Source organism: Polyangiaceae bacterium (genome assembly GCA_015075635.1).
Lineage (GTDB): Bacteria > Myxococcota_A > Polyangia > Polyangiales > Polyangiaceae > JADJKB01.
This window is the reverse complement of the sequence record JABTUA010000002.1, coordinates 798,135-817,732: the sequence shown is the minus strand read 5'-3', so window position 1 is coordinate 817,732 and position 19,598 is coordinate 798,135. Positions and strand designations below refer to the sequence as shown.

Below are 19,598 nucleotides of genomic sequence, written 5' to 3'. Positions count from 1 at the left end.
TAAACCAATTGTGGGACTTCAGTTCCCGCCGCCGCCCGGTGAGCCGCCGCCCGGCAAGCCGCCGCCGGGCAGGCCGGGGATCAGGCCGCCGCAGGTCTGACCGCAGTTGGTGAAGAAGCACTGGAGCGACTGGAAGGCCTTGAACGCGGCCTGGAAGTCGCCGTTGAAGCACTGCAGCATGCACTGGAGGTTCGGACCGCCGCCGCCGCCGGCCAGGCAGTTCTGCACCGCGCAAATGGTGCCGTCGCGGCAGGCCTGGTTGAACAGGCACTCCTGCACCGACGGGCACTTCTGCACGATGCAGCCGATGCACGCGATGGGGCCGGTGCCTCCTCCGCCCCCGGTGCCGCTGCCGCCGGTACCGCCGCCGCCGGTGCCGCCCGTGCCCCCGGTGCCCACGCTGCAAGGGCAGCTGTTCGCGTTCTGGCACTGGCCCACGGCCTGCGCGAGACCGACGGAATTTCCGAGCGGCCCTCCGTTCTGGTCGATGACCCCCTTGCACGGGCCGGTGTAGCACTGCACCCCTTTGCAGCCGGTCGACCAGACGCAGCCCAGGATGTCCAGACACCCGCCGTCACTGTCGCAGTCGGTCAGCTCCTCGAGGCAGTTGCCGCAGGTGCACATCTCGCACGGCGAGCCGCCCGGGTTGGAGCAGACGTTGCTGCCACCGCCGGCGCCGCCGGCGCCACCTCCGCTCACGCCACCGCCGGGTGCGCCGCCGTCGCCGGAGACGCCGCCGTTGCCGCCGACCGTGCTTCCTCCGCCACCGCTGACGGCGCCCGCGCCACCGCTGCCCGCGGCGCTGGTGTCGAGGCCGAAGTCGATGGTGCTGCGACCACCGCAGGCCATGAACACTAAAGTGAGTGAAGCGAAGAGCCCCGCACGAGATCGCGACCGTGAGCGCATGGTCTGCTCCCTTGAGCCTCGGGGTTGGAACGGACACCCGCGGTGTGCCCGCCGCCCGAAAGGTGACATGGTCTACCACAACGCCGCGCGCGCGGGGGCCGCTCGGCGGCAGGCTTGTCCTACATCCACGCAGGGGGGCGTGGTAAACGCGCCCAGATGACCTCGGCGAAGCCGGAGACGCCCCCTCCGGACCCGCCGGACCGGGCCGAGGAGGTGCGGACGGGAGCCGCTCGGGTCAAGCGCGCGCTCCGGCCGGTGCTCGCCGTCTTCGCCGTCGTCTTCGTGGTCTGGGCGTTCCGCGATCTGGTGCGGCGCTGGGACAGCAGCAGCGTCCACATCAGCTGGGGGCTCGTGGCGTTGTCCCTGGTGCCGCTCGGGCTCGGCGGCTTGGTGCTCGCTGGCGCCTGGGCGTATCTGGTCGAACGCATGGCGGGCTCGAAGGTGGCGTTCGGCCCTGCCCTCGCGCTGCACGCGGAGAGCCAGCTCGCCCGCTACGTCCCGGGAAAGGTCGGCATCCCCGTGGTGCGCATGGCCGGCGCCAAGGGCATCGGCGTCCTGCCGGCGGTGGCGGGCTCGTCGGTGTTCGTCGAGCTCGCCTCCTTCGTCGCCGTGGGCGGGCTGGTCGGCTTCGGCTTGATTGCTTGGCTCGGCCAGAGCGACGCGAGCCTCGGCGCGTTGCTCGGGCGCTTCGCCCCCATCGTCGTCGGACTGCTCGGGCTGGTCGTCGCCCTGCTCGTGGTGGTCGATCGGCGGCGCTGCCCGGCGCGCCTGACCCGCGCCCTCGGCCTGCAAGGCGAGGGGCCGCTGGTGCCTCGCCGTCTGCCGCTCCTTCACGTGGCGTACTGGCTGACCTGGGCGCTGCACGGCTACTTGGTGACGCGCGCAGTCGGCGCCGACGCGCTCGGTGCCTGGTCGAGCTCGGGCATGTTCGTGGTGGCGCCCATCGTCGGCTTCCTCGCGCTCGCCGCGCCGGCGGGCGCAGGTGTGCGCGAGGCGGTGCTCTCGATGGGCCTGGTGCCCGTCGTGGGCGCGGCCCCGGCGCTGTCGGCGCTCCTGCTCTCGCGTGGCGCGACCTTGGTGGCTGACGTGGCGGTCTGGCTCGCGCTGCGCCCGTTGCGCGCGCGCCAGAGCTCAGGCCGCTGAGGCTTCGACCGGGGCGACGCCCGCGACCTCGTAGCCGTCGGCGTACTCTGGACGAACCCGTCCCGTCTCGTCGAGCAACCAGAGCGGCGCATGCCGGCGCGGCACGCGCATCTTGCCGTGGTCCGCGTAGGTGCCAAACACGAGATCCCACACCGGGCTGGTCACGCCGTGGTTGGTGTTCGGGTTGGAGAAGTGGTGCGAGAGGTGGTGCTTGCGCGCCCAGCGCCCGTAGAAGCCGCGCGGCGCGTGGGTGTGCGTGCGGCGGTGCAGGATCTCGTAGCCGGCGTAGGTCAGCCCGAACCCCAGCACATACGACAGCGCGCGCCTCGGTCCGAAAGCCAGCGAGCCCAGGGTCCCGACCGCCGCGAGCGCGACGGCGGCGGTCTTCACCTTGCGCTCCGTCGGGGTGAAGTAGCGCGTGTCGGTGTGGTGCGCCTGGTGCTCGGAGCCGAAGTCCCCGTCGAACAGCCCGGGCTTCTGGTCGCTCTTGCGCTGCCGGGGTGCGTGGCCCGCGAAGCGGTGCAGGGAGTACTCGGCGAAGCTCCAGGTGGCGGCACCGGCGACGAAGGCGATGGGCGAAATCATGGGCCCCGAGGTAACACCTGATCCGCACCCTGCCCAGGGGGGGGCCGGCACGGATCTTTCAATGGACCCGCCCACAGGCCGAATTTCGCCGCTCTTGCGGCACAAAGGTGAGCCAATGCCGACAACGCTGTCAGACCGATCATTTTCCTGGGCATTCGCTGCGTTCGCGTGGCTCGCGGCGTGCGGCGGCTCCACCACCGAGGACGGAACCGGGACCGGTGGGGCTGCTGGAACTGGCGGAGGCGGGGGCGTCACGTGCAGCTACGGTGGAAAGACCTATCAACCGGGGGACTCGTTCCCCGCCGGCGACGGCTGCAACACCTGTGGCTGCGGCAGCGACGGCTCCGTCGGCTGCACCTTGATGTGGTGCGCGACCCCCTGCGAGTACAACGGTCAGCTCTACTCGCCGGGACAGTCCTTCCCCGCCGGCGACGGCTGCAACACCTGCACCTGCGACTCGGGCGGCGGCGTTTCCTGCACCGAGATGGGGTGCCCCACCGCCTGCGTCTACGGCGGCAAGCCCTATCAGGTCGGCGAGACCTTCCCTGCGCTCGACGGCTGCAACACCTGCACCTGCACGCAGCCCAAGGTCGTCTCGTGTACGACCAAGGCCTGCGCCTGCGATCCCGCGAAGGAGTGGTGGCGGAACTACGTGGCAACCGATCCCAAGACCTGCATGGTCATCGACTACGCATGCCCCGAGCACACCACCGGCTTCCAGAACCAGTGCGGCTGCGGCTGCGAGCAGGACAAGAGCTGCCCGCAGTTCATCGACTGCATGCCTCCCACGGACTGCACGGAGCTCGTGAAGAAGTGCCCGTACTCGGGCGTGGCGTACTGAGCGATCCCCTGCGATGCGCCGAACGTCCGCGGGATGGACGTTTCGTGCGTCGGAGGGGCGTGCGACGCGCCGAACGTCCGCGGGATGGACGTTCCGAGCGTCGGAACCCCCTGCGACGCGCCGAATGTCCGCGGGATGGACGTTTCGTGCGTCGGAGGGGCGTGCGACGCGCCGAACGTCCGCGGGATGGACGTTTCGTACGTCGGAGGGGCGTGCGACGCGCCGAACGTCCGCGGGATGGACGTTCCGAGCGTCGGAACCCCCTGCGATGCGCCGAACGTCCGCGGGATGGACGTTTCGTGCGTCGGAACCCCCTGCGACGCGCCGAACGTCCGCGGGATGGACGTTCCGAGCGTCGCAACCCTCTGCGACGCCCCGAACGTCCGCGGGATGGACGTTCCGAGCGTCGGACATCGGATGGGCTACGAGGCGGGATGGGGCGCCCGGCGACCACATGGACGCACGTGTCCCGCGCGATCGGGCACGCAACTGGCTCCCCGGTTGGCCGATGCATGGGCATGCCGATCATCCACGTCGTTGCCCGCGCTTTGCGCGGACACAAACCCCTCCTCGAGCCTCGCGCCGCCTGGTGGTTGATGTGGCGCCTCCGCATTGCGTTTCCGGAGGCGCTGTCGGCGTGCGTGTTGCCGGACCACTTCCACCTGATCACGTGCACTCCGGATCCGCCGCGCGCACGCGGGCGCTTGTCCAAGATCCTCGCCGTGCTGACCGTGCGGGCCGGGATGCGTCACCTCTTCGAGCCGGTGCCCGAGCCTCGCGTGGTTCCTCCAGGTGGGCACCTGGAACGGAGCGTGCGCTACGTTCATTTGAACCCCTGTCGGGCGGGCCTCGTCTCCGATCCTCTGAGCTGGCCGTGGTCCACGCACCGCGGTCTGATCGGCGCCGAGCTCGACCCTTGGGTGACGACCGAAGCGCTGGCCGGCGCCCTGGGGCGTCCCGCACGCGGGCTGGCAGAGTGGCTGCACGCCTACGTCTCCGGGGACTCCACCGTAGCCGTCGAGGGCACGGAGCTCCCGACGCCCGCCCTCCAGACCGAGGTGCCCAGGGCGCTCTTGGGCACCGTGCGCGTCGCTGCGCTCTCGGCAACGCCGTGGTCGCCGGCCTGGCGCCGGCGCAAGCTCGTCGTCGAGCTCGCGCGTCATCAGGGTTGGAGCGACGCGGATCTCATCGCGCGCACCGCTGGATTCTGCGCCCGATCCGCGCGTCGCTGCCGCACAGCCGTCCGCGACCGCGTCGCTGAACGCGCCGCCGCCCTGTGCCTCGGCGATCCGCGGCTGCTCTTGCCCGAAGCTTGGCTCCGCCCCCTGGGTCCCGTGGCGCGCTGGCCTGGCGCGAGCGCGTCGGGTACCCTGGCGGGCCGAGCGTTCGCATGAGCGACAGGGTCAGGGTCGGCGTTGCGCGCAGCGTGGGGGTCACGCGGCTTCCCATGCACATGGTGGATGCCGCGGTGACGCTCGCGCGCCTCGAGCGCTTCTGCCGGGCGCTGGGGGGGCGCCTCGGTCTGGTCGCCGAGCCCGTTCAGACCCGCAGCTACGCGGAGCTGGTGCAGAAGCTCGACGACTGCGAGGTCGACGTCGCTTGGTTGCCCCCGGTGGTGGCGCTCCACGCGACCCAGGTCGGGTTGGCGCTGCCGCTCCTGGCGCCGATCCGCGGTGCTTCGTCGAGCTTTCACACCGCGCTGTTCGCGCGGGCCGCGTCCGAGCTCCGCGGCGTGGACGACCTCTCGGGAGCTCGCGTCGCTTGGGTCGATCGCGAGAGCGCCGCAGGCTACGCCGTGGTCCGCGCTGCCCTGCGCGCGCAGGGGCACGACCTCGCGCGACTGTTCTCCCGAGAGAGCTTCGAGGGCTCGCACCAGGCCGTGGTGCAGTCGGTGTCCGACGGCACCGCCGACGTCGGCGCTACTTATCTGCACCGCGGCGCGGGAGGCGCGCTCGTCAGCGCTGGCTGGGGCGACGCCGAGATGCGTGTCGTGTTCGAGCACGGGCCCATCCCGGCGGACGTGGTCGCCGCCTCGGTCGAGCTCGAGCCGGCGCTCGCTTCGCGGGTCGTCGGCGCGTTGCTCGACACGCCGCCCTCGGAGCTCCGCGGCGCGGCGCGCGAGCTGTTCGAGGCCGAAGGTTTCGTCCGCGTGGACGCCGCGCACCTCGGGCCGCTCGCGTCGCTGATCGATCACTTCGACGATCGCCGGGGCGATCGGTGAACGAAGGCCCGTCGGGGTTCATCCCTCCGAAGCACGCGCCCTGCGCGGCTTGCGGGCGCCCGCTCGACCCGAAGGCTGCGCTCTACTCCAGCCAGGGCGAGCTCATCTGCGACGGCTGCTTCGGGACGCAGGGCGTGAACGATCGAGTGAGCCGCGCGGCCCGCAACATCGCGTTCGGGACCTTGGTGGCCGCGCTGGTCAGCTGGTTCTGCAACCCGTTCTTCATCTTCAGCATCATCGCCATCGCCAACGCCGTCGGCGCGCTGCGCCTCTTGGTACGCGCCGAGGTCAAATCATCCCTGGGCTCGGCCCACAGCTCGATGATGATCGTGTCGCTGCTCGGTCTGGGCATCGCCGCGGCCCGCCTGCTCTTGGAGCTCGGGGTCGTGGGTCTGTCCATGTTCTTGCGCTGAGCGTGGAACTCGGCGCCCCGGTCGGCTGTCCCAAGGCTCATGTCTCGCTCAACGGCCGTGTTGGCCCTGGGTCTCTTCGCCTGCGCCGCGAGCCCCGAGCCGCCGCCGCGCGCTCCCGCGCCGCTCCCAGTCGCCCAACCCGCCGCGGCTCCCGTCGCGCCGGCTCCCCCGCTCGCCGAGGCCCCACCCGCTCCACCACCTGCTCCGGATCCCACTCACGCCCAGGTCGTCGCCCGCGTCGTCGGCATGACGACCGACCCGGCGCTCCGGCAGCGCGTCGCGCGCCGTGGCCTCGACGTCGTGAACGTGGCCTGGGAGGACACCGGCCGCGCCTGGGGCTCCGCGCTCGGCCCGAACATCTCCGACGTCACGCTGCAAGTCCGGTACCGGGACGGCGAGGCGCGTTGGGAGCGCACCGCGTTGATGCCGGTGGTGCGCTTCCCGAACTTCACCGACCGCACCGCCGACATCAAGAAGAGCCGACTGTTCGTGCGCACGGGCAACCACAAGGCGAACGGCAAGCTCGCTTCGACTCCGCTGAGCGACGTGCTGCGCAACCTTCCCGGGTACCTGTCGCGGCCTGGCAGCGTGCGCGGCAACGGCAGCTTCCTGGCGGCGCGCGACACGCACTTCCTGGTCGCGGCCCAGGCGGTGTTCCTGCCCATCCCGGCCAAGGGCAGCGCCGAGTTCAACCCGGTGGTGTTCAACTACCAGTCCGCGCCGAAGTCGCCGGCCGTGCTCACGCTCCTGGTCAGTCGCCAAGGCACCAGCATCTCGATCATCGACAACCAGCCCGAGGACGCCAGCGTGGCGGGGCGCGGTCAAGAGCTGTACTTCAACGCCGCCGGCCAGCGCGCGCCCTTCAAGGCCGAGCGCAGGAGCGAGGTGGCCGCGCGCATCGCCGCCCAGGGTGGACCCAGGAACGACGACGAACGAAGCGCCCTGGCGAGCGGCGCCGACGTGATGTTCCTGATCCAGGTCCCGCTCGTGCACCGGCACCGCGGCGTGCTCGGCGGGCTGGCCACCGGGAACATGTGGGGGGACGCCATCGGAGACGCCTACGGCGCCGGAGGCCTCGGCCTGTCGGGTATCGGTCAAGGTGGCGGCGGCGTCGGCACCTTGGGTCACGGCGCCGGCAGATCGAGCGACGTCGAGCGGGCCGTGATCGGCCACGGCGACAAACGCGGCCCCTTCGGCGAGGGCGGTGGGCTCCGGCTCGAGCGCGACGCGCGCTTCCCCGTGCGGGTGACGGTGCAGTTCTACAAGGCCACCAGCAACGGCGTGGTGAGTGACGCTGATCTCGATGCCATCGCGAAGAACATCGGCAGCGTCTACGAGCACGCCGACTTCGTGGGCTCACTGGTCATTCCCACCGATGACGCGCGCCGGCCGACGGCGTGGCAGAGCGTTCCCGGCGAGTGGTTCCCGTGGTGACGTGACGGTCACTTCTCGTCGTAGGGATTCGCGGCGCCGACCTCGTCGCTGAGCACCTTGCCGTCGAGGCCGATTGTCCCCGTCCAGCCGTAGGCCGTATCCGAGCTGTCCTTGTAGATGTGCCCATCGAGGAACAGCTTGTCCTGGCGCAGGCGGACGTTCTGCGCGAACGGCGTGTTCTCCTTGCCCTGACCCCTGAGCTTCGTGTCCCAGACCACCGCGCCCTGGAGATCGATCCGGAGCAGGCGCACGACGGCGCCCCGCCCTGGGTGCACGTAGGAGAGCACGTAGACGACGTAGCCGTCGTCGAGCTCGGCCGCGCTCGCGCCTTCGTAGTCGAGGAACCCGCGGGTGCGGTAGGCGCGCTCCCAGGTGGGAGCGCCCGCGGCGTCGAGCTTGGCCACGACCGGCCGCGACTTGCCGACTTGGTACTTGCCACCTGGGTAGTCCGCGCGGGTGCCGACGACCAGGAACCCACCGTCAGCCGTCAGCAGAATCGGCGCAAGGTACCCTTCGACGTTGCCGATCCGGCGCTGGTGATAGCTGTAGGTGTCGAGCTTCGTCGTCTGGATGAAGCGTCGCGCGGGCTCGAAGCGCTCCGCTGGGATCGGCTCGAGTAACGGAGCCGGGGGCGGCGGTGCCGACGCGGTCACGGCCGGCACTGGCTCCGCCGGAGGGGAAGCGAGGAGCATCGGTGCCTGCGTGGGCGGAGGCGGGTGGCCACCTCGCGCTCCGCAGGCACAAGCGACGATCAGGCCGACCACCGAGAGCCCCCGCATGCGATCGGCATTGTGTCGGCGCGGAGCCCGTCCTGCAACGATGATAGACTCGGCCGCTCGATGATCGTCGTCACCAATCGAATCCCCGTCGCACAGGGCCACCAGATCGATTTCGAGGAGCGCTTCCGGCGACGCGTTCACCTCGTGGACCAAGCTCCGGGGTTCGTTCGCAACGAAGTGCACCGGCCCCGGCCGATGAAGTTCAGCCATGAACCAGGCGGCTTCGTGGACGACCCGGGCGAGCAGGGCTACTACGAGGTCAAGACCTGGTGGAGAACCCTGGAGGACTTCGTCGCCTGGACGAGGAGCCCGGCGTTCGCCGAGGCGCACGCGAACCGCGCTCCCAAGGAGATGTTCGCCGGCCCGAGCAAGCTGGAGATCCACGAGGTCTTTCTGAGCACCGACCTCGGTGACGAGCAGCCCAGCGGAGGCTGAGTCAGGCTTTCGGCCTGCCCAGCGCCAGCAACCACGGATAGCTCTTCGCCGTGCGCTCCAGGACCAGGTGGCGTTCGAGCAAGCGCCGGAAGCGCGTCGAGGTGAAGAGCTGGATGTGCTCCGGGTCGTTGCCTAGGCGCGACAGGTTCTTTCCCCGCATCAGGTTCGACAGCAAGAACCAGGGCTCGTGCGGCACGGTCAGGAGCAGGTGCTGCGGCTTCAGGCTGACCAGCGCGGAGAGCGCGCGATCCGGATCGTCCACGTGCTCCAGCACCTCGGCGCAGATCACCAGATCGTAACGCCCCGGGATCTGCCCGACGTCGTAGATGTTGGCGGCGTGGGTGGTGATGCGCGGGAACTTGGCGCGCAAGCGGGCGAGGTCCTCCTCGCGTACGTCCACGCCGGTGAAGCGCTTCTCCGGCAGCTTCTCCGAGAGATAGCCGGAGAGGAAGCCCTCCCCGACGCCGACCTCGAGCACGGACTCGACGGGTCCCGCCTCGAGGAACAGCGCGTGCAAGCGCGTCACGAAGCGGCGGATCAGCTCGCGCTGCACCGGGTTCCGCGAGCGGTACTTCGGCGTGTCGAAGCGCTCGAAGTAGCTGTCGGGGATCATTCGCCGGGCTCCTTGGGCTGGAAGCCCGACTTCTTGCGCACCACGAACGGCATGTCGGGCCGCGCGTGGACCATCAGCTCCGCGATCAGGCCCGTGGCCAGGATCTGCACGCCCACCACGACCAGGAGCACGCCCAGGCTCAGGAGCGGGCGGTGTCCGATGGCTTCTCCCATCACCTTCAAGACCGCCAAGTAGGTGCACACCGCGACCCCCGCGAGCAGCGTCAGCGAGCCCAGGCCGCCGAAGAAGTGCGCGGGCCGGCGCTCGTATTTCATCAGGAACACCACGGTCAGGAGATCCATCAGCCCGCGGAAGAAGCGCCCGCCGCCGAACTTGCTCACGCCGTGCACGCGGGCGTGGTGCTCGACCACGATCTCGCCCACGCGGAAGCGCTTCCAGTGGGCCAGCACCGGCACGAAGCGGTGCAGCTCGCCGTACAGGCGCACGTTCTCGAGCACGACCTTCTTGTAGGCCTTGAAGCCGCAGTTGACGTCGCGCAGCCGAATCCCCGTCGAGCGCCGCACCATCCAATTGAAGACCCGAGAGGGGAGCACCTTCGTGATCGGGTCGTTGCGCTTCTGCTTGTAGCCGCTGACCACGTCGAAGCCCTCCTCGAGCTTCTCGAGGAAGCGCGGGATCTCCTTGGGGTCGTCCTGCAGGTCGGCGTCCAGCGTGAACACCACGCGGCCGCGCGCTTGCCCGAAGCCCGCGGCCAAGGCGGCGCTCTTGCCGAAATTCCCCTGGAGCTCGATCAGCCGCACGCTGTCGTGCTCGTCCACCAGCTTCAGCACCTCGGCGACCGAGTCATCCGTGCTGCCGTCGTCCACGAACACCACCTCGAACTCTTCGCCTTCCGCGAGCACGGGCTGCACGGCCTCCCGGATGCGCACGTAGAGCTCGCGCAGGGTCTTCTCCTCGTTCAGGAACGGGATCACGAAGGAGAGGGCGATGGACGCTTTCGAGGCCAAGGCGCCTGCATGCTACTCCGTCCCACCAGGGAGCCTGTAGCTAGTTTTCGGCGTGGGCCGTCGCCTCGAGCGCGGCGCGCATGGCTCGGTAGAGCGCCGAAGAGTAGCGACTGCGCTCCTCCTCCAAGGCCGGATCGGCCAGCGGCACGAAGTCGTTCCAGGAGCCCATGCCGCCGAAGACGTCCGACAGGTTGGCGGCCAGCGCCAGCTGGTGCGCCACCGCGGGCGCCGTCGGCGGCAGTGGAGTGGTCCCCTGGCTCCTCTCGCCGCGGGCGACGGCGAGCACGTCTTCGAAATAGGACGCCCACTGCTCCAGGTTGGCGCGCGCGCCGAGCCCGACCAGGCCCTCGAGCGCGGCGCACAGCTCGGCCAGCACCTCTTCCGGAGAGCGGCTCGGTGGCGGCAGGACCGTGGGCGCCGCTTCGCGCGAGAAGGTCGCGTCGAACCACGGTGGCGCCGTCGCGCCGGCGATGCGAGTCCACTGCTGGCGCCACGCCGCGAGCGGACGCTCGCCACACACGATGACTCGCTCGCTTCCGGGGTAGTCCGAAGCGTCGAGGAGCAGGCGCATCGCGCCGTGAGCCCGCTGGGACGCGAGCCAGGTAGCCGGGCTTTGCGCAGGGTCCGCGCCGTCGCGAAACGACAGCGCTCGCACGAAGCCCGACTTCTCCCACCAAGCGTCGAAGAGCTCGAGTGCGAGCTCGTTCCGAAGGCAAGCGTTGCCCCAAGCGACGACCGAGCGAGCGAACGAAGGCTCCGGACGCATCGGCGGAGCATACCTGCGCCGTCCGTAGTCACCACCCGCTGCCTGCGGTTTCGCCGCCAGGGTTACTGACTCGTCTGAGGCGGCGGACGGAGAACACACGTGATTGGATGCTTGCGGGGATCTTCGCTTCGATCGGGCTGGTCGCGGGAGCCTGCGGCGGCAACGACGAGTCGGGCCTGAACAGCAGCGGCGGCGGCGACGACGCCCAGCTCTGCGTGAAGGGCCAATGCCGGGACTTCGCGCCGGCGTCACCCTGCACCACCTGCCCCTGCACCAACGTCTGCAACGACCAGCTGGGCGGCAACAACAACAGCTGCTGCCCGGGGCTGGGCGGCGGCACCCAACCCATCTGCGTGGAGGGCTCGAACAACTGCCCGTGAGCGAGCGCTGAGCTCGATGGACGAGGCGTCGGCTTGGAGCCGGCGCCTCGTCTTCTCTTCTAGAAGTACCCGGGCCCCGTGTTCGCCGTCCCCGCGCAGTTGTTCCCGCTCCAGACGTTCGCGTCGGTCATCCACTGGCCCGGCTTGAAGTCGTCGGCGCAGCCGTAGCTCGAGCCGAACACGTCGTTGTTCTGGAAGGTGTTGTTGCGCGGCGCGAAGTACGGCTTCAGCTCGTCGGCGCCCACGCTCAGGATGCCGTAATAGCTGGAGCTCTTGTTGCCGACGATCTTGTTGCCGTTGACGACCAGGTTGTTCGCGTCCGTGTCCTGGCACAAGAAGATGCCTGCCGAGTGCCCGCCGGCGGGTCCGGTCGCGCAGTACGGGTGATAAGGCTGCGGCGGCTCGTTCGCGGGGTGGCTGATCTGGTTGTTCTCGATCAGCCAGTTGCTGGCGCCATACAGGCTCACCGCCGCCCAGGCCGTGTTCTCCGAGACGATGTTGTTCTTGAAAACGCCGCCCCAGGCTCCGTTGACGTCCAGCGCGGGGCCGAAGCTCTGCTTGATCGTGTTGCCGTCGATCACGGTGCCGAAGTCCTCGGCCTTGGCCTCGGAGTAGATGGCCGCGCCTTCGGCCACTCCGCCGAAGCCGCCGGTCGCGCAGCTGACGGTGCCTTTGCCGGGCACGCTGGTGGGCTGCGCGCTCTCGAGCATCTGGTTGTTCTTAGCGGTCACGCCTTTGCCGGCGGCGCCAATCGCCGAGCAGCGCGAGCGCCGGAGCACCGAGCCCTCCACCAGGTAGCCGCGACAACAGACGTTGTAGGTCGCGACCCCGGCGCCATCGAGCGTGAGCTTCTGGACCTTGAACGGGTTGCCCTCGGCGCCTGCGCCTTCGGAGAGCATCGAGTCGCAGCAGTGGAAGCTCCAGCTCGTCTGACTCGCCTTCAAGATGGCCTGCGCGGCGGAGACGCCCCGCAGCGTGTGCCCCGCCGGCATCACCACGCCTTTGGTGAGCGTGTACGTGCCGGCTTGGACCTCGACGCAAGCGTGGGCGTCCACGGCCGACTGCAACGAGCTCTGCTCGCTCCATTTGAAGCAGCCATCCGGCGTGAAGTTGGGATCGCCTCCGCTGCCGCCGCCCCCACCGCCTCCGCTCGTGCCGCCGCCGCCGGTCCCGCCGCCGCCCGAGCCGCCGCCCGCGCTTCCGCCCGAGCTCACGCCCGCGCTCCCCCCGCCCGTGGGAGCGCCGCCCCCGCCCGGGAACGCGCCCCCGCTGGCTCCGCCCCCGCCGGAGCTCGCTCCGCCGCTGCTCGCACCGCCGGTCCCCGAGCCGCCGCCGTCCGCGCTCTCGCCGCAGCCGAGCAGCACCAGAGGGAGAAGCAGCACGCCGGTCCGCACGACGACCATCATAGCGCGACGCAGCGCGTTGACGATCCTTGCGAAACTATGACGTAAGGTGCCCTGGAGCCGTGGTACGGCGCGGGGCCGATGGGTGAAGTTGCCGTTGTTTTCCCCGGTCAGGGGTCGCAGCGCACGGGCATGGCGAGGGACTTCCACGCCGAGCACGCGGTGGCTCGAGCGGTGTTCGCGGAGGCGAGCGAGGCGCTCTCCCTCGACCTGGCGGCGCTCTGCTTCGAGGAGGATCCGCGCCTCGATCTGACCGAGTACACCCAGCCCGCCATCGTCACCGCCGAGATCGCGATGCTGCGGGCGTGTCGGGAGGCCTTTGGTTTCACCCCGACCCGCTTCGGCGGTCACAGCCTGGGCGAGTACACCGCGCTCTGCGCAGCAGGCGTGATCCCGCTGGCGGACGCAGTGCGTCTGGTGCGAAAGCGCGGCGCGCTGATGCAGCAGGCGGTGCCGGTGGGCGAAGGCGCCATGAGCGCGGTGGTCGCAACCGGCGTGGCCGACGCCGGGCTGAAGGAGCTGATCGCCGACCTCGGCGTGGACGTCGCGAACCTGAACTCCCTGGATCAGGTCGTCATCTCCGGTCCAGCCCCCGGAGTCGAAGCGGCCGAGACGCGCATCGCGGAGAAGCTGCCCGAGGCCGAGGTCATCCGGCTCAACGTCAGCGCGCCCTTCCACTCGCGGCTCATGCGCGGCATCGAGGCGGAGTTCCGGCGCGAGCTGGAAGCCGCCGCGCCGCGCTTCGACGCTTCGCGAGCGACGGCAGTTACCTCGAACCTCCGCGGCGGCTTCCACACGGGTCAGCTCGGCGACCTGCTCGACGCGCTGACCGGCCAGATCTCCGGCACCGTGGACTGGGTAGCGAACATGCGGGCCCTGTCGGGATCGGAGCGCATCGTCGAGCTCGGCCCGAACCGCCCGCTGAAGCGCTTCTTCTCCACGCTCGGCGTGTCGATCGCCTCGGTCATGAATCTGAAGGGCGCGCAGAAGGAGCTCGGCGCGTGAAGTTCGATCCTGCGCACTGGGCGCTGATCCTCGGTGGGTCCAGCGGCTTCGGCCTGGCCACCGCCCAGAAGGTCGCGCGCCACGGCATGAACGTGTGCGTGGTGCACCGCGATCGGCGCGGCGCCATGGCGAACATCGAGCCCGAATTCGCGAAGATCCGCGATGCTGGCGTGGGCTTCCTCGCCCTGAACCTGGACGCGCTCTCGGCCGAAGGCCGCGCCAAGGTGCTGGACGAGCTGGCGGCGAAGGGCGCAAAGGTCCGCCTGTTGATGCACTCCATCGCCTACGGCAACCTCAAGCTCCTCGGCCCGCTGCCCCCCGGGCAGGAGGGCGCGGGGACCTACGACGCCGACGCGCGGCTCGAGGACGAAGACTTCGCGCGCACCGTGTACAGCATGGGCACGAGCCTCGCGAGCTGGGCCCAGGACGTCTTCTCCCGGAAGCTCTTCGCCGACGACGCGCGCGTCATCGGCATGACCAGCGAGGGCAACGAGGTCGCCTGGCGCGGCTACGCCGCCGTGAGCGCCGCGAAGTGCGCGCTCGAGTCGGTGTCGCGCTCGCTGGCCCTCGAGCTCGGCCCCTTCGGCGTGCGCTCGAACGTGGTGCAGGCGGGGGTCACCGACACGCCGGCCCTGCGCCTCATCCCGGGCAGCGAGCAGATGAAGGCCGCCGCGCTCGCGAGGAACCCCCTCGGCCGGTTGACCACGCCGGCGGACGTGGCGGACTTCATCGCGCTCCTCTGCACGGACGAGGCGCGCTGGGTGAACGGCGCGCTGATCCGCGTGGACGGCGGCGAGCACATCGCGGGGTGAGGTCGTGCCGAAGCTCTACCTCCACGCCCTCGGTCACTTCCATCCGGAGAACGTGATCGACAACCGCTTCCTGGAGGAGCTGGACATCGGCACCACCGACGAGTGGATCCTGGAGCGCGTCGGCATCCGCGAACGCCGCACGGTGCTGCCCCTGGACTACATCCGCGAGACGAAGAACGCCGACCTTCGCGCGGGGCAAGAGGCCGCGCTCTACAGCAACGTCGAGACCGGTCGTCGCGCCGCGCTCGCGGCCCTGGAGCATGCGGGCCTCCGGCCCAGCGACATCGGCATGGTGGTGGCGGGCGGTTGCTGTCCGGAGATGCAGATCCCGGCGGAGGCCTGCCGCATCGCCCAGGCCCTCGGCATCGAGGTGCCGGCCTTCGATCTGAACAGCGCCTGCTCGAGCTTCGGCGCGCAGCTTCACCTGCTCGCGTCCATGAGCGGGCTGCCCCCCTACGTCCTGGTGGTGAACCCGGAGAACACCACCCGCGCCGTGAGCTACGCGGATCGCACCTCCGCCGTCTTGTGGGGCGACGGCACCAGCGCGGCCATCGTCTCCTCCGAGGTGCCCGCCCGCGCGGCCGTGGTGGAGACGACGCTCGCCTCGTCGCCGGCCGGCGCCGGCTCGGTGGTGATCCCGCGCTTCGGTCACTTCACGCAGGACGGCGGCGCGGTGCAGCGCTTCGCCATCAAGACCACGCAGGCCTGCCTCGAGGCGATGTTGCCCGGCGCCCGCGCGCGCACCCACGAGACCGGCGGCCGCATCCACTTCGTCGGCCACCAGGCGAACCTGCTGGTGCTCGAGTCGGTGGCGCGCCGCGCGGGGCTCGGCTGGGACGAGCAGTGGCACAACGTGATCCAGTTCGGCAACACCGGCGCTTCGGGCGCACCCTGCGTGCTGTCGCAGCACTGGGCAGAGCTCAAGCCGGGCCACAGCGTGCTCGTCGCCGTGGTGGGCTCGGGGCTCACCTGGTCGAGCCTGCGCATCGACATCGAGGAGAGCCGATGATTTCCTACGCCGAGTTCCTCCAGCGCACGAGCTTCAGCAAGGAAGAGCTGCTCGCCATCTCCCAGGGCAACCTGGTGAAGGATCCGCCGGCGGAGTTCATCCGCCTGCCGGCGCCGCCCATGCTGATGGTGGACCGCGTGCTCGAGATCACCCGCACCGGTCCCCGCGGCCGCATCGTCGGCGAGCAGGACATCCACCTGGACGACTGGTTCTTCCACTGCCACTTCCGCGGCGACCCGGTGCAGCCCGGCTGCCTCGGCGTGGACGCGGTCTGGCAGCTCGTGGGCCTATACATCTCCGCGGCGGGTGCGCCCGGCTCGGGCCGCGCCCTGGGCTGCAAAGAAGTGGAGTTCGCCGGGCAGATCCGCCCCTACAACAAGGTCGTCCGCTACGAGGTGGACATCCGCCGCTTCTCGCAGCTGAAGGAGTCGGGCTCCGCGGTCGCCATCGGCAGCGCCAAGGTGCTGGTGGACGGCGAGCTCATCTACACGGTGAAGGACGCCAAGGTCGGCATGTTCCTGGGCATCGCCTACCCGGACTACCCGCTGAAATCCGCCAACAGCGTCGGCGGCATCATGGATCGGAGCGAGGCATGACGCTGTCTTCGGAAGAGGTGCTGGCGCTCATCCCGCAGCAGCGGCCGTTCCGCTTCATCGATCGTCTGATCGAGCTCAGCGACACGCGCGCGGTGGGCGAATACACCTTCCGCGCGGACGAGACGTTCTACCCCGGGCATTTCCCCGGCGACCCGGTGACGCCCGGCGTGATCCTGATCGAGACCATGTGTCAGACCGGCCTGGTCGCGCTCGGCATCTACCTGCTCGGGCTCGAGGTGCCGAAGGAAGAGGTGGCGAAGACGGTCACGCTCTTCACCGACTGCCAGGTGGAGTTCGAGCGCATCGTCCGGCCCGGCGACACGGTGCGCGTGGAGGCGGAGAAGGTGTTCTGGAGACGCAGGAAGCTCAAGTCGAACGTGGTGCTCTCCCTCGCGAACGGCGACTCGGTCGCCAAGGGCACCGTGGCTGGAATGGGGGTCGGGCGTGGCTGAGCGGCGCGTGGTGGTGACGGGCCTGGGCGTGCTCGCGCCGAACGGCCACGGGCTCGACGCCTTCGAGCATGCGCTCCGCGCGGGGCAGAGCGGCATCCGCTTCGTGCCGGAGCTCGCCGAGCTCAAATTCGGCTGCCAGGTCGGCGGCATCCCGCAGGGCGTGGAGGAGATCCAGGGGCGCTACCTCTCCGACGAGGAGCTCTACGCCATGAACCCGAACATGGTGTACGCGGCCATCGCGGCCATCGACGCCTGGACCGACTCCGGCCTGCCCCGCGTCGCCGCCGACGCCGAGCCCGACTGGAACACCGGCGCCGTGCTCGGCACCGGCATCGGCGGCATCGACACCATCGCGGAGAAGCTCGCGCCCAAGACCGACGCCGGCAAGGTGGCGCGCCTGGGCAGCACCATGGTCGAGCAGATCATGTCGAGCGGGAACAGCGCGCGCGTGGCGGGCTTGCTCGGCTTGGGTAACCAGGTCACCACCAACTCCAGCGCGTGCAACACCGGCACCGAGGCCGTGGTGGACGCCTTCCTGCGCGTCCGCGAGGGCCGCGCCGAGCGCATGCTGGCCGGCGGCTCCGAGGGCCACTCCAAGTACATCTGGGCCGGCTTCGACGCGATGAAGGTGCTGAACCGCACCAAGAACGACGCTCCGGCCGAGGCCTCACGCCCCATGTCCGCCAGCGCCGCCGGCTTCATCCCCGGCTCCGGCGCCGGCGTCTTGATGCTGGAGAGCCTGGAAAGCGCCCGCGCGCGCGGCGCGCGGATCTACGCCGAGCTGCTCGGCGGTCACGTCAACTGCGGCGGTCACCGCCTGGGCGGCAGCATGACGGCGCCGAACCCGGTGAGCGTGCAGCGCTGCATCCGCGGCGCCGTGGCCATGGCCGGCATCCGGCCGAGCGAGATCGATCTGATCAACGGCCACCTGACCGCGACCTTCGCCGATCCGCACGAGGTCGAGAACTGGCGCGCGGCCCTCGAGCTCACGCCGGAGACGCTACCGCTCATCCAGTCCACGAAGTCGCTCATCGGCCACGCGCTGGGCGCCGCGGGCGGCATCGAGTGCGTGGCCAGCGTGCTCCAGCTCGGGCGCGGCTTCGCCCACGGCTCCATCAACTGCGAGGATCTGCACCCCGAGCTGGCGAAATACGCCGCGCGGGTGCTGCGAGAGACCCGAGATTTGCCCGAGCTCCGCACCGTCGCCAAGGCCAGCTTCGGCTTCGGCGACGTGAACGGCTGCGTCATCTTCAGGAAATGGTCGGAATAGGAGAAACCATGAGCATGTCTGAGCAACAAGTGTTCGAGAAGGTCGTGTCCATCATCAAGCCGTTCGCCAAGGCGCCCGAGGCGCTGGCCGGCGCCGGCATGGAGACCTCCATCTTGAAGGACCTGAAGGTCAACTCCGCGCGCCTGGTGGACGTGGTGCTCGAGATCGAGGACGCCTTCGAGATCGAGGTGAAGGACGAGGACGCCGACAAGGTGAAGACCATCGGCGACGCGGTGAAGCTCATCCTCGCGGCGAAGGCATGACGCCAATACTCGGCGAGCTCGCGCTGGTCGGCAACGACGTGGTGGACCTGGGCGACCCGGACAACCGCGAGTCCTTCGCGCGGCCGGGGTACGTGGAGCGGGTCTGCACGCTGGCCGAGCGGCGCGTGCTCGAAGCGGCGCAGGATCCAGAGCGCCTGTTCTGGTGCTTCTTCGCCGCGAAGGAGGCCGCTTACAAGCTCTTGGTGAAGCTCGGCGAGGAGCCCGGGCTCTCGCACAAGCGCATCGAGGTCGCGGGGGATCTCGGCTCGTCGCGCTACGACGACCGCGAGATCGCGCTCCGAGTCGGGCACGCTGAAGGATGGGTGCACGCGCTCGCCAGCGTCGGCCCGGCGGATCCCCGCTTCGAGGTCAGCGAGCTGGGCGAGCACGCGCGGGCGAGCGCCGCCGGCCGCGAGCTCCTGTGCCGCATGGCCGCCGAGGTGCTCGGCGTGTCGGGCGCCGAGCTCAGCGTCGAGCGCCGGCCGTCGCCCGCCAGCTACGACGGCTTCGAGCCGCCGAGGCTGTGCGACCGAGGCGTGCCCACCGGCCTCGACGTGAGCTTGTCGCACGACGGGCGGTACGTCGCGGCGGCGCTGGCGGGCAGGAGAGGATAGGGGCGCACCACTGAACCCAGCGCGCAGGGCGGCGAGGGGCGGCGAGGGGTGACCGAGGGGCGGCGAGGGGCGGCGAGAGTAGCGCGCAAGCGCGCAGGGAAACGGGAGGGAACGCGGGCGAGAGCGCGGGCGCGGGCGCGGGCAGACCCTGCGCGAGGTGCGCCGCATCGCGGCAGAGCGCGAGACCACGGTGAACGCCCTGGTCCGCGAGTTCCTCGAAGGCCTCGCGGAGGCACATGAACGCTGAGGTCTTCGTCGATACCAACGTGCTGCTCTACGCGGTCTCGTCGGATCTCGCCGAGGGCGCGAAAGCGCGCCGCGCGCGCGAGATCCTCGGGCGCGAAGACTTCGGCGTTTCGGCGCAGGTGCTCCAGGAGCTCTTCGTCAACGCCACGCAGAAGATCAGGACGAGATTGACGGATCAAGAGGCGCTCGAGTTCATCGACATCATCTCCCTAGCTCCCATCGTGCCAATCGACCTCGCGCTGGTCGTGGAAGCGGCGGGGTACGAAGCCCGTTTCCGAATCTCGTACTGGGATGGGGCCATCGTGGCCGCTGCGCACGCGCTCGGAGCCAGCGTTCTCTATACCGAGGATCTGAACGACGGACAGGTCTACGGAGACGTTCGGGTCGAGAACCCGTTTCGCAGCTCGGGCCGGGCGCGCTAGCACGCGGGCCGGCGTTGCTGGC

General features: G+C 70.1%; 24 protein-coding genes. 17 read left to right on the top strand and 7 right to left on the bottom strand.

Annotated elements, in window-relative coordinates:
* Positions 1 to 18 precede the first annotated feature (18 nt).
* Entirely contained in the window at positions 19 to 849 is an 831-nt protein-coding gene (locus HS104_20020) for a hypothetical protein (protein MBE7482252.1), read from the bottom strand.
* Positions 850 to 1,062: 213 nt separating this feature from the next.
* Between HS104_20020 and HS104_20015 the strand changes: the two genes are divergently transcribed.
* Positions 1,063 to 2,049 (top strand): flippase-like domain-containing protein, encoded by a 987-nt coding sequence (locus HS104_20015; protein MBE7482251.1) that lies wholly within the window; start codon positions 1,063 to 1,065, stop codon positions 2,047 to 2,049.
* Here HS104_20015 and HS104_20010 read toward each other — a convergent pair.
* Entirely contained in the window at positions 2,038 to 2,634 is a 597-nt protein-coding gene (locus HS104_20010; GenBank protein MBE7482250.1) for a sterol desaturase family protein, read from the bottom strand. The two genes, HS104_20015 and HS104_20010, sit on opposite strands and share 12 nt — an antisense overlap.
* Positions 2,635 to 2,749: 115 nt before the next feature.
* Here HS104_20010 and HS104_20005 point away from each other — a divergent pair, with 115 nt between their 5' ends.
* The 5 genes from HS104_20005 (at position 2,750) to HS104_19985 (ending at position 7,543) form a co-directional block, all read left to right on the top strand.
* A complete protein-coding gene (locus tag HS104_20005; protein MBE7482249.1) occupies positions 2,750 to 3,475 on the top strand; it encodes a hypothetical protein in 726 nt (241 codons plus the stop codon).
* 596 nt (positions 3,476 to 4,071) lie between these two features.
* Positions 4,072 to 4,869, top strand: a complete 798-nt coding sequence (locus tag HS104_20000; GenBank protein ID MBE7482248.1) for a hypothetical protein — start codon at positions 4,072 to 4,074, stop codon at positions 4,867 to 4,869.
* Positions 4,866 to 5,696, top strand: coding sequence for a PhnD/SsuA/transferrin family substrate-binding protein (locus tag HS104_19995; protein ID MBE7482247.1), 831 nt, complete (start codon positions 4,866 to 4,868; stop codon positions 5,694 to 5,696). The genes HS104_20000 and HS104_19995 overlap by 4 nt, the downstream gene beginning before the upstream one ends.
* Complete coding sequence (locus HS104_19990; GenBank protein MBE7482246.1) at positions 5,693 to 6,109, top strand: hypothetical protein; 417 nt, start codon at positions 5,693 to 5,695, stop codon at positions 6,107 to 6,109. The genes HS104_19995 and HS104_19990 overlap by 4 nt, the downstream gene beginning before the upstream one ends.
* A gap of 39 nt (positions 6,110 to 6,148) precedes the next feature.
* Positions 6,149 to 7,543 carry a hypothetical protein gene (locus HS104_19985; GenBank protein ID MBE7482245.1) on the top strand — a complete coding sequence of 465 codons (1,395 nt, stop codon included), beginning with the start codon at positions 6,149 to 6,151 and terminating at the stop codon, positions 7,541 to 7,543.
* A gap of 8 nt (positions 7,544 to 7,551) precedes the next feature.
* Here HS104_19985 and HS104_19980 read toward each other — a convergent pair whose 3' ends face one another.
* A complete protein-coding gene (locus HS104_19980; GenBank protein MBE7482244.1) occupies positions 7,552 to 8,322 on the bottom strand; it encodes a hypothetical protein in 771 nt (256 codons plus the stop codon).
* 60 nt (positions 8,323 to 8,382) lie between these two features.
* On the opposite strand from HS104_19980, the gene HS104_19975 reads away from it, so the two are divergent.
* Positions 8,383 to 8,757: an antibiotic biosynthesis monooxygenase gene (locus HS104_19975; protein MBE7482243.1), complete on the top strand. Its 375-nt coding sequence runs from the start codon at positions 8,383 to 8,385 to the stop codon at positions 8,755 to 8,757.
* A gap of 1 nt (position 8,758) precedes the next feature.
* Here the strand turns inward: HS104_19975 and HS104_19970 are convergent, their stop codons facing one another.
* The 3 genes from HS104_19970 to HS104_19960 are packed head-to-tail and all read right to left on the bottom strand — an operon-like array spanning position 8,759 to position 10,579.
* The gene (locus HS104_19970; GenBank protein MBE7482242.1) at positions 8,759 to 9,370 is read right to left on the bottom strand and encodes a class I SAM-dependent methyltransferase; all 612 of its coding nucleotides are present in this window, start codon (positions 9,368 to 9,370) and stop codon (positions 8,759 to 8,761) included.
* Positions 9,367 to 10,320, bottom strand: coding sequence for a glycosyltransferase family 2 protein (locus HS104_19965; GenBank protein MBE7482241.1), 954 nt, complete (start codon positions 10,318 to 10,320; stop codon positions 9,367 to 9,369). The genes HS104_19970 and HS104_19965 overlap by 4 nt, the downstream gene beginning before the upstream one ends.
* Before the next feature lie 58 nt (positions 10,321 to 10,378).
* Positions 10,379 to 10,579: a hypothetical protein gene (locus HS104_19960; GenBank protein ID MBE7482240.1), complete on the bottom strand. Its 201-nt coding sequence runs from the start codon at positions 10,577 to 10,579 to the stop codon at positions 10,379 to 10,381.
* A gap of 632 nt (positions 10,580 to 11,211) precedes the next feature.
* Here HS104_19960 and HS104_19955 point away from each other — a divergent pair.
* A complete protein-coding gene (locus HS104_19955) occupies positions 11,212 to 11,484 on the top strand; it encodes a hypothetical protein (protein MBE7482239.1) in 273 nt (90 codons plus the stop codon).
* A 59-nt stretch (positions 11,485 to 11,543) separates the two neighbouring features.
* On the opposite strand, the gene HS104_19950 is transcribed toward HS104_19955, so the two are convergent.
* On the bottom strand, positions 11,544 to 12,878 hold the full coding sequence (locus HS104_19950; GenBank protein MBE7482238.1) for a right-handed parallel beta-helix repeat-containing protein: 1,335 nt from the start codon (positions 12,876 to 12,878) through the stop codon (positions 11,544 to 11,546).
* Positions 12,879 to 12,968: 90 nt separating this feature from the next.
* On the opposite strand from HS104_19950, the gene HS104_19945 reads away from it, so the two are divergent.
* The 9 genes from HS104_19945 to HS104_19905 all read left to right on the top strand — a co-directional run bounded on the left by HS104_19945 (position 12,969) and on the right by HS104_19905 (position 19,576).
* On the top strand, positions 12,969 to 13,892 hold the full coding sequence (locus HS104_19945) for an ACP S-malonyltransferase (GenBank protein MBE7482237.1): 924 nt from the start codon (positions 12,969 to 12,971) through the stop codon (positions 13,890 to 13,892).
* Complete coding sequence (locus tag HS104_19940; GenBank protein ID MBE7482236.1) at positions 13,889 to 14,704, top strand: SDR family oxidoreductase; 816 nt, start codon at positions 13,889 to 13,891, stop codon at positions 14,702 to 14,704. Before HS104_19945 ends, HS104_19940 begins: the two co-directional genes overlap by 4 nt.
* A gap of 4 nt (positions 14,705 to 14,708) precedes the next feature.
* Entirely contained in the window at positions 14,709 to 15,713 is a 1,005-nt protein-coding gene (locus HS104_19935) for a ketoacyl-ACP synthase III (protein ID MBE7482235.1), read from the top strand.
* Positions 15,710 to 16,309: a bifunctional 3-hydroxydecanoyl-ACP dehydratase/trans-2-decenoyl-ACP isomerase gene (gene fabA, locus HS104_19930; GenBank protein ID MBE7482234.1), complete on the top strand. Its 600-nt coding sequence runs from the start codon at positions 15,710 to 15,712 to the stop codon at positions 16,307 to 16,309. Before HS104_19935 ends, fabA begins: the two co-directional genes overlap by 4 nt.
* Positions 16,306 to 16,761: a beta-hydroxyacyl-ACP dehydratase gene (locus HS104_19925; GenBank protein MBE7482233.1), complete on the top strand. Its 456-nt coding sequence runs from the start codon at positions 16,306 to 16,308 to the stop codon at positions 16,759 to 16,761. The genes fabA and HS104_19925 overlap by 4 nt, the downstream gene beginning before the upstream one ends.
* A complete protein-coding gene (locus HS104_19920; protein ID MBE7482232.1) occupies positions 16,754 to 18,031 on the top strand; it encodes a beta-ketoacyl-[acyl-carrier-protein] synthase family protein in 1,278 nt (425 codons plus the stop codon). The genes HS104_19925 and HS104_19920 overlap by 8 nt, the downstream gene beginning before the upstream one ends.
* A 14-nt stretch (positions 18,032 to 18,045) precedes the next feature.
* Positions 18,046 to 18,294 carry an acyl carrier protein gene (locus HS104_19915; GenBank protein ID MBE7482231.1) on the top strand — a complete coding sequence of 83 codons (249 nt, stop codon included), beginning with the start codon at positions 18,046 to 18,048 and terminating at the stop codon, positions 18,292 to 18,294.
* Positions 18,291 to 18,908 carry a 4'-phosphopantetheinyl transferase superfamily protein gene (locus HS104_19910; protein ID MBE7482230.1) on the top strand — a complete coding sequence of 206 codons (618 nt, stop codon included), beginning with the start codon at positions 18,291 to 18,293 and terminating at the stop codon, positions 18,906 to 18,908. Before HS104_19915 ends, HS104_19910 begins: the two co-directional genes overlap by 4 nt.
* 236 nt (positions 18,909 to 19,144) lie before the next feature.
* Positions 19,145 to 19,576 carry a PIN domain-containing protein gene (locus HS104_19905; GenBank protein MBE7482229.1) on the top strand — a complete coding sequence of 144 codons (432 nt, stop codon included), beginning with the start codon at positions 19,145 to 19,147 and terminating at the stop codon, positions 19,574 to 19,576.
* Positions 19,577 to 19,598 lie beyond the last annotated feature (22 nt).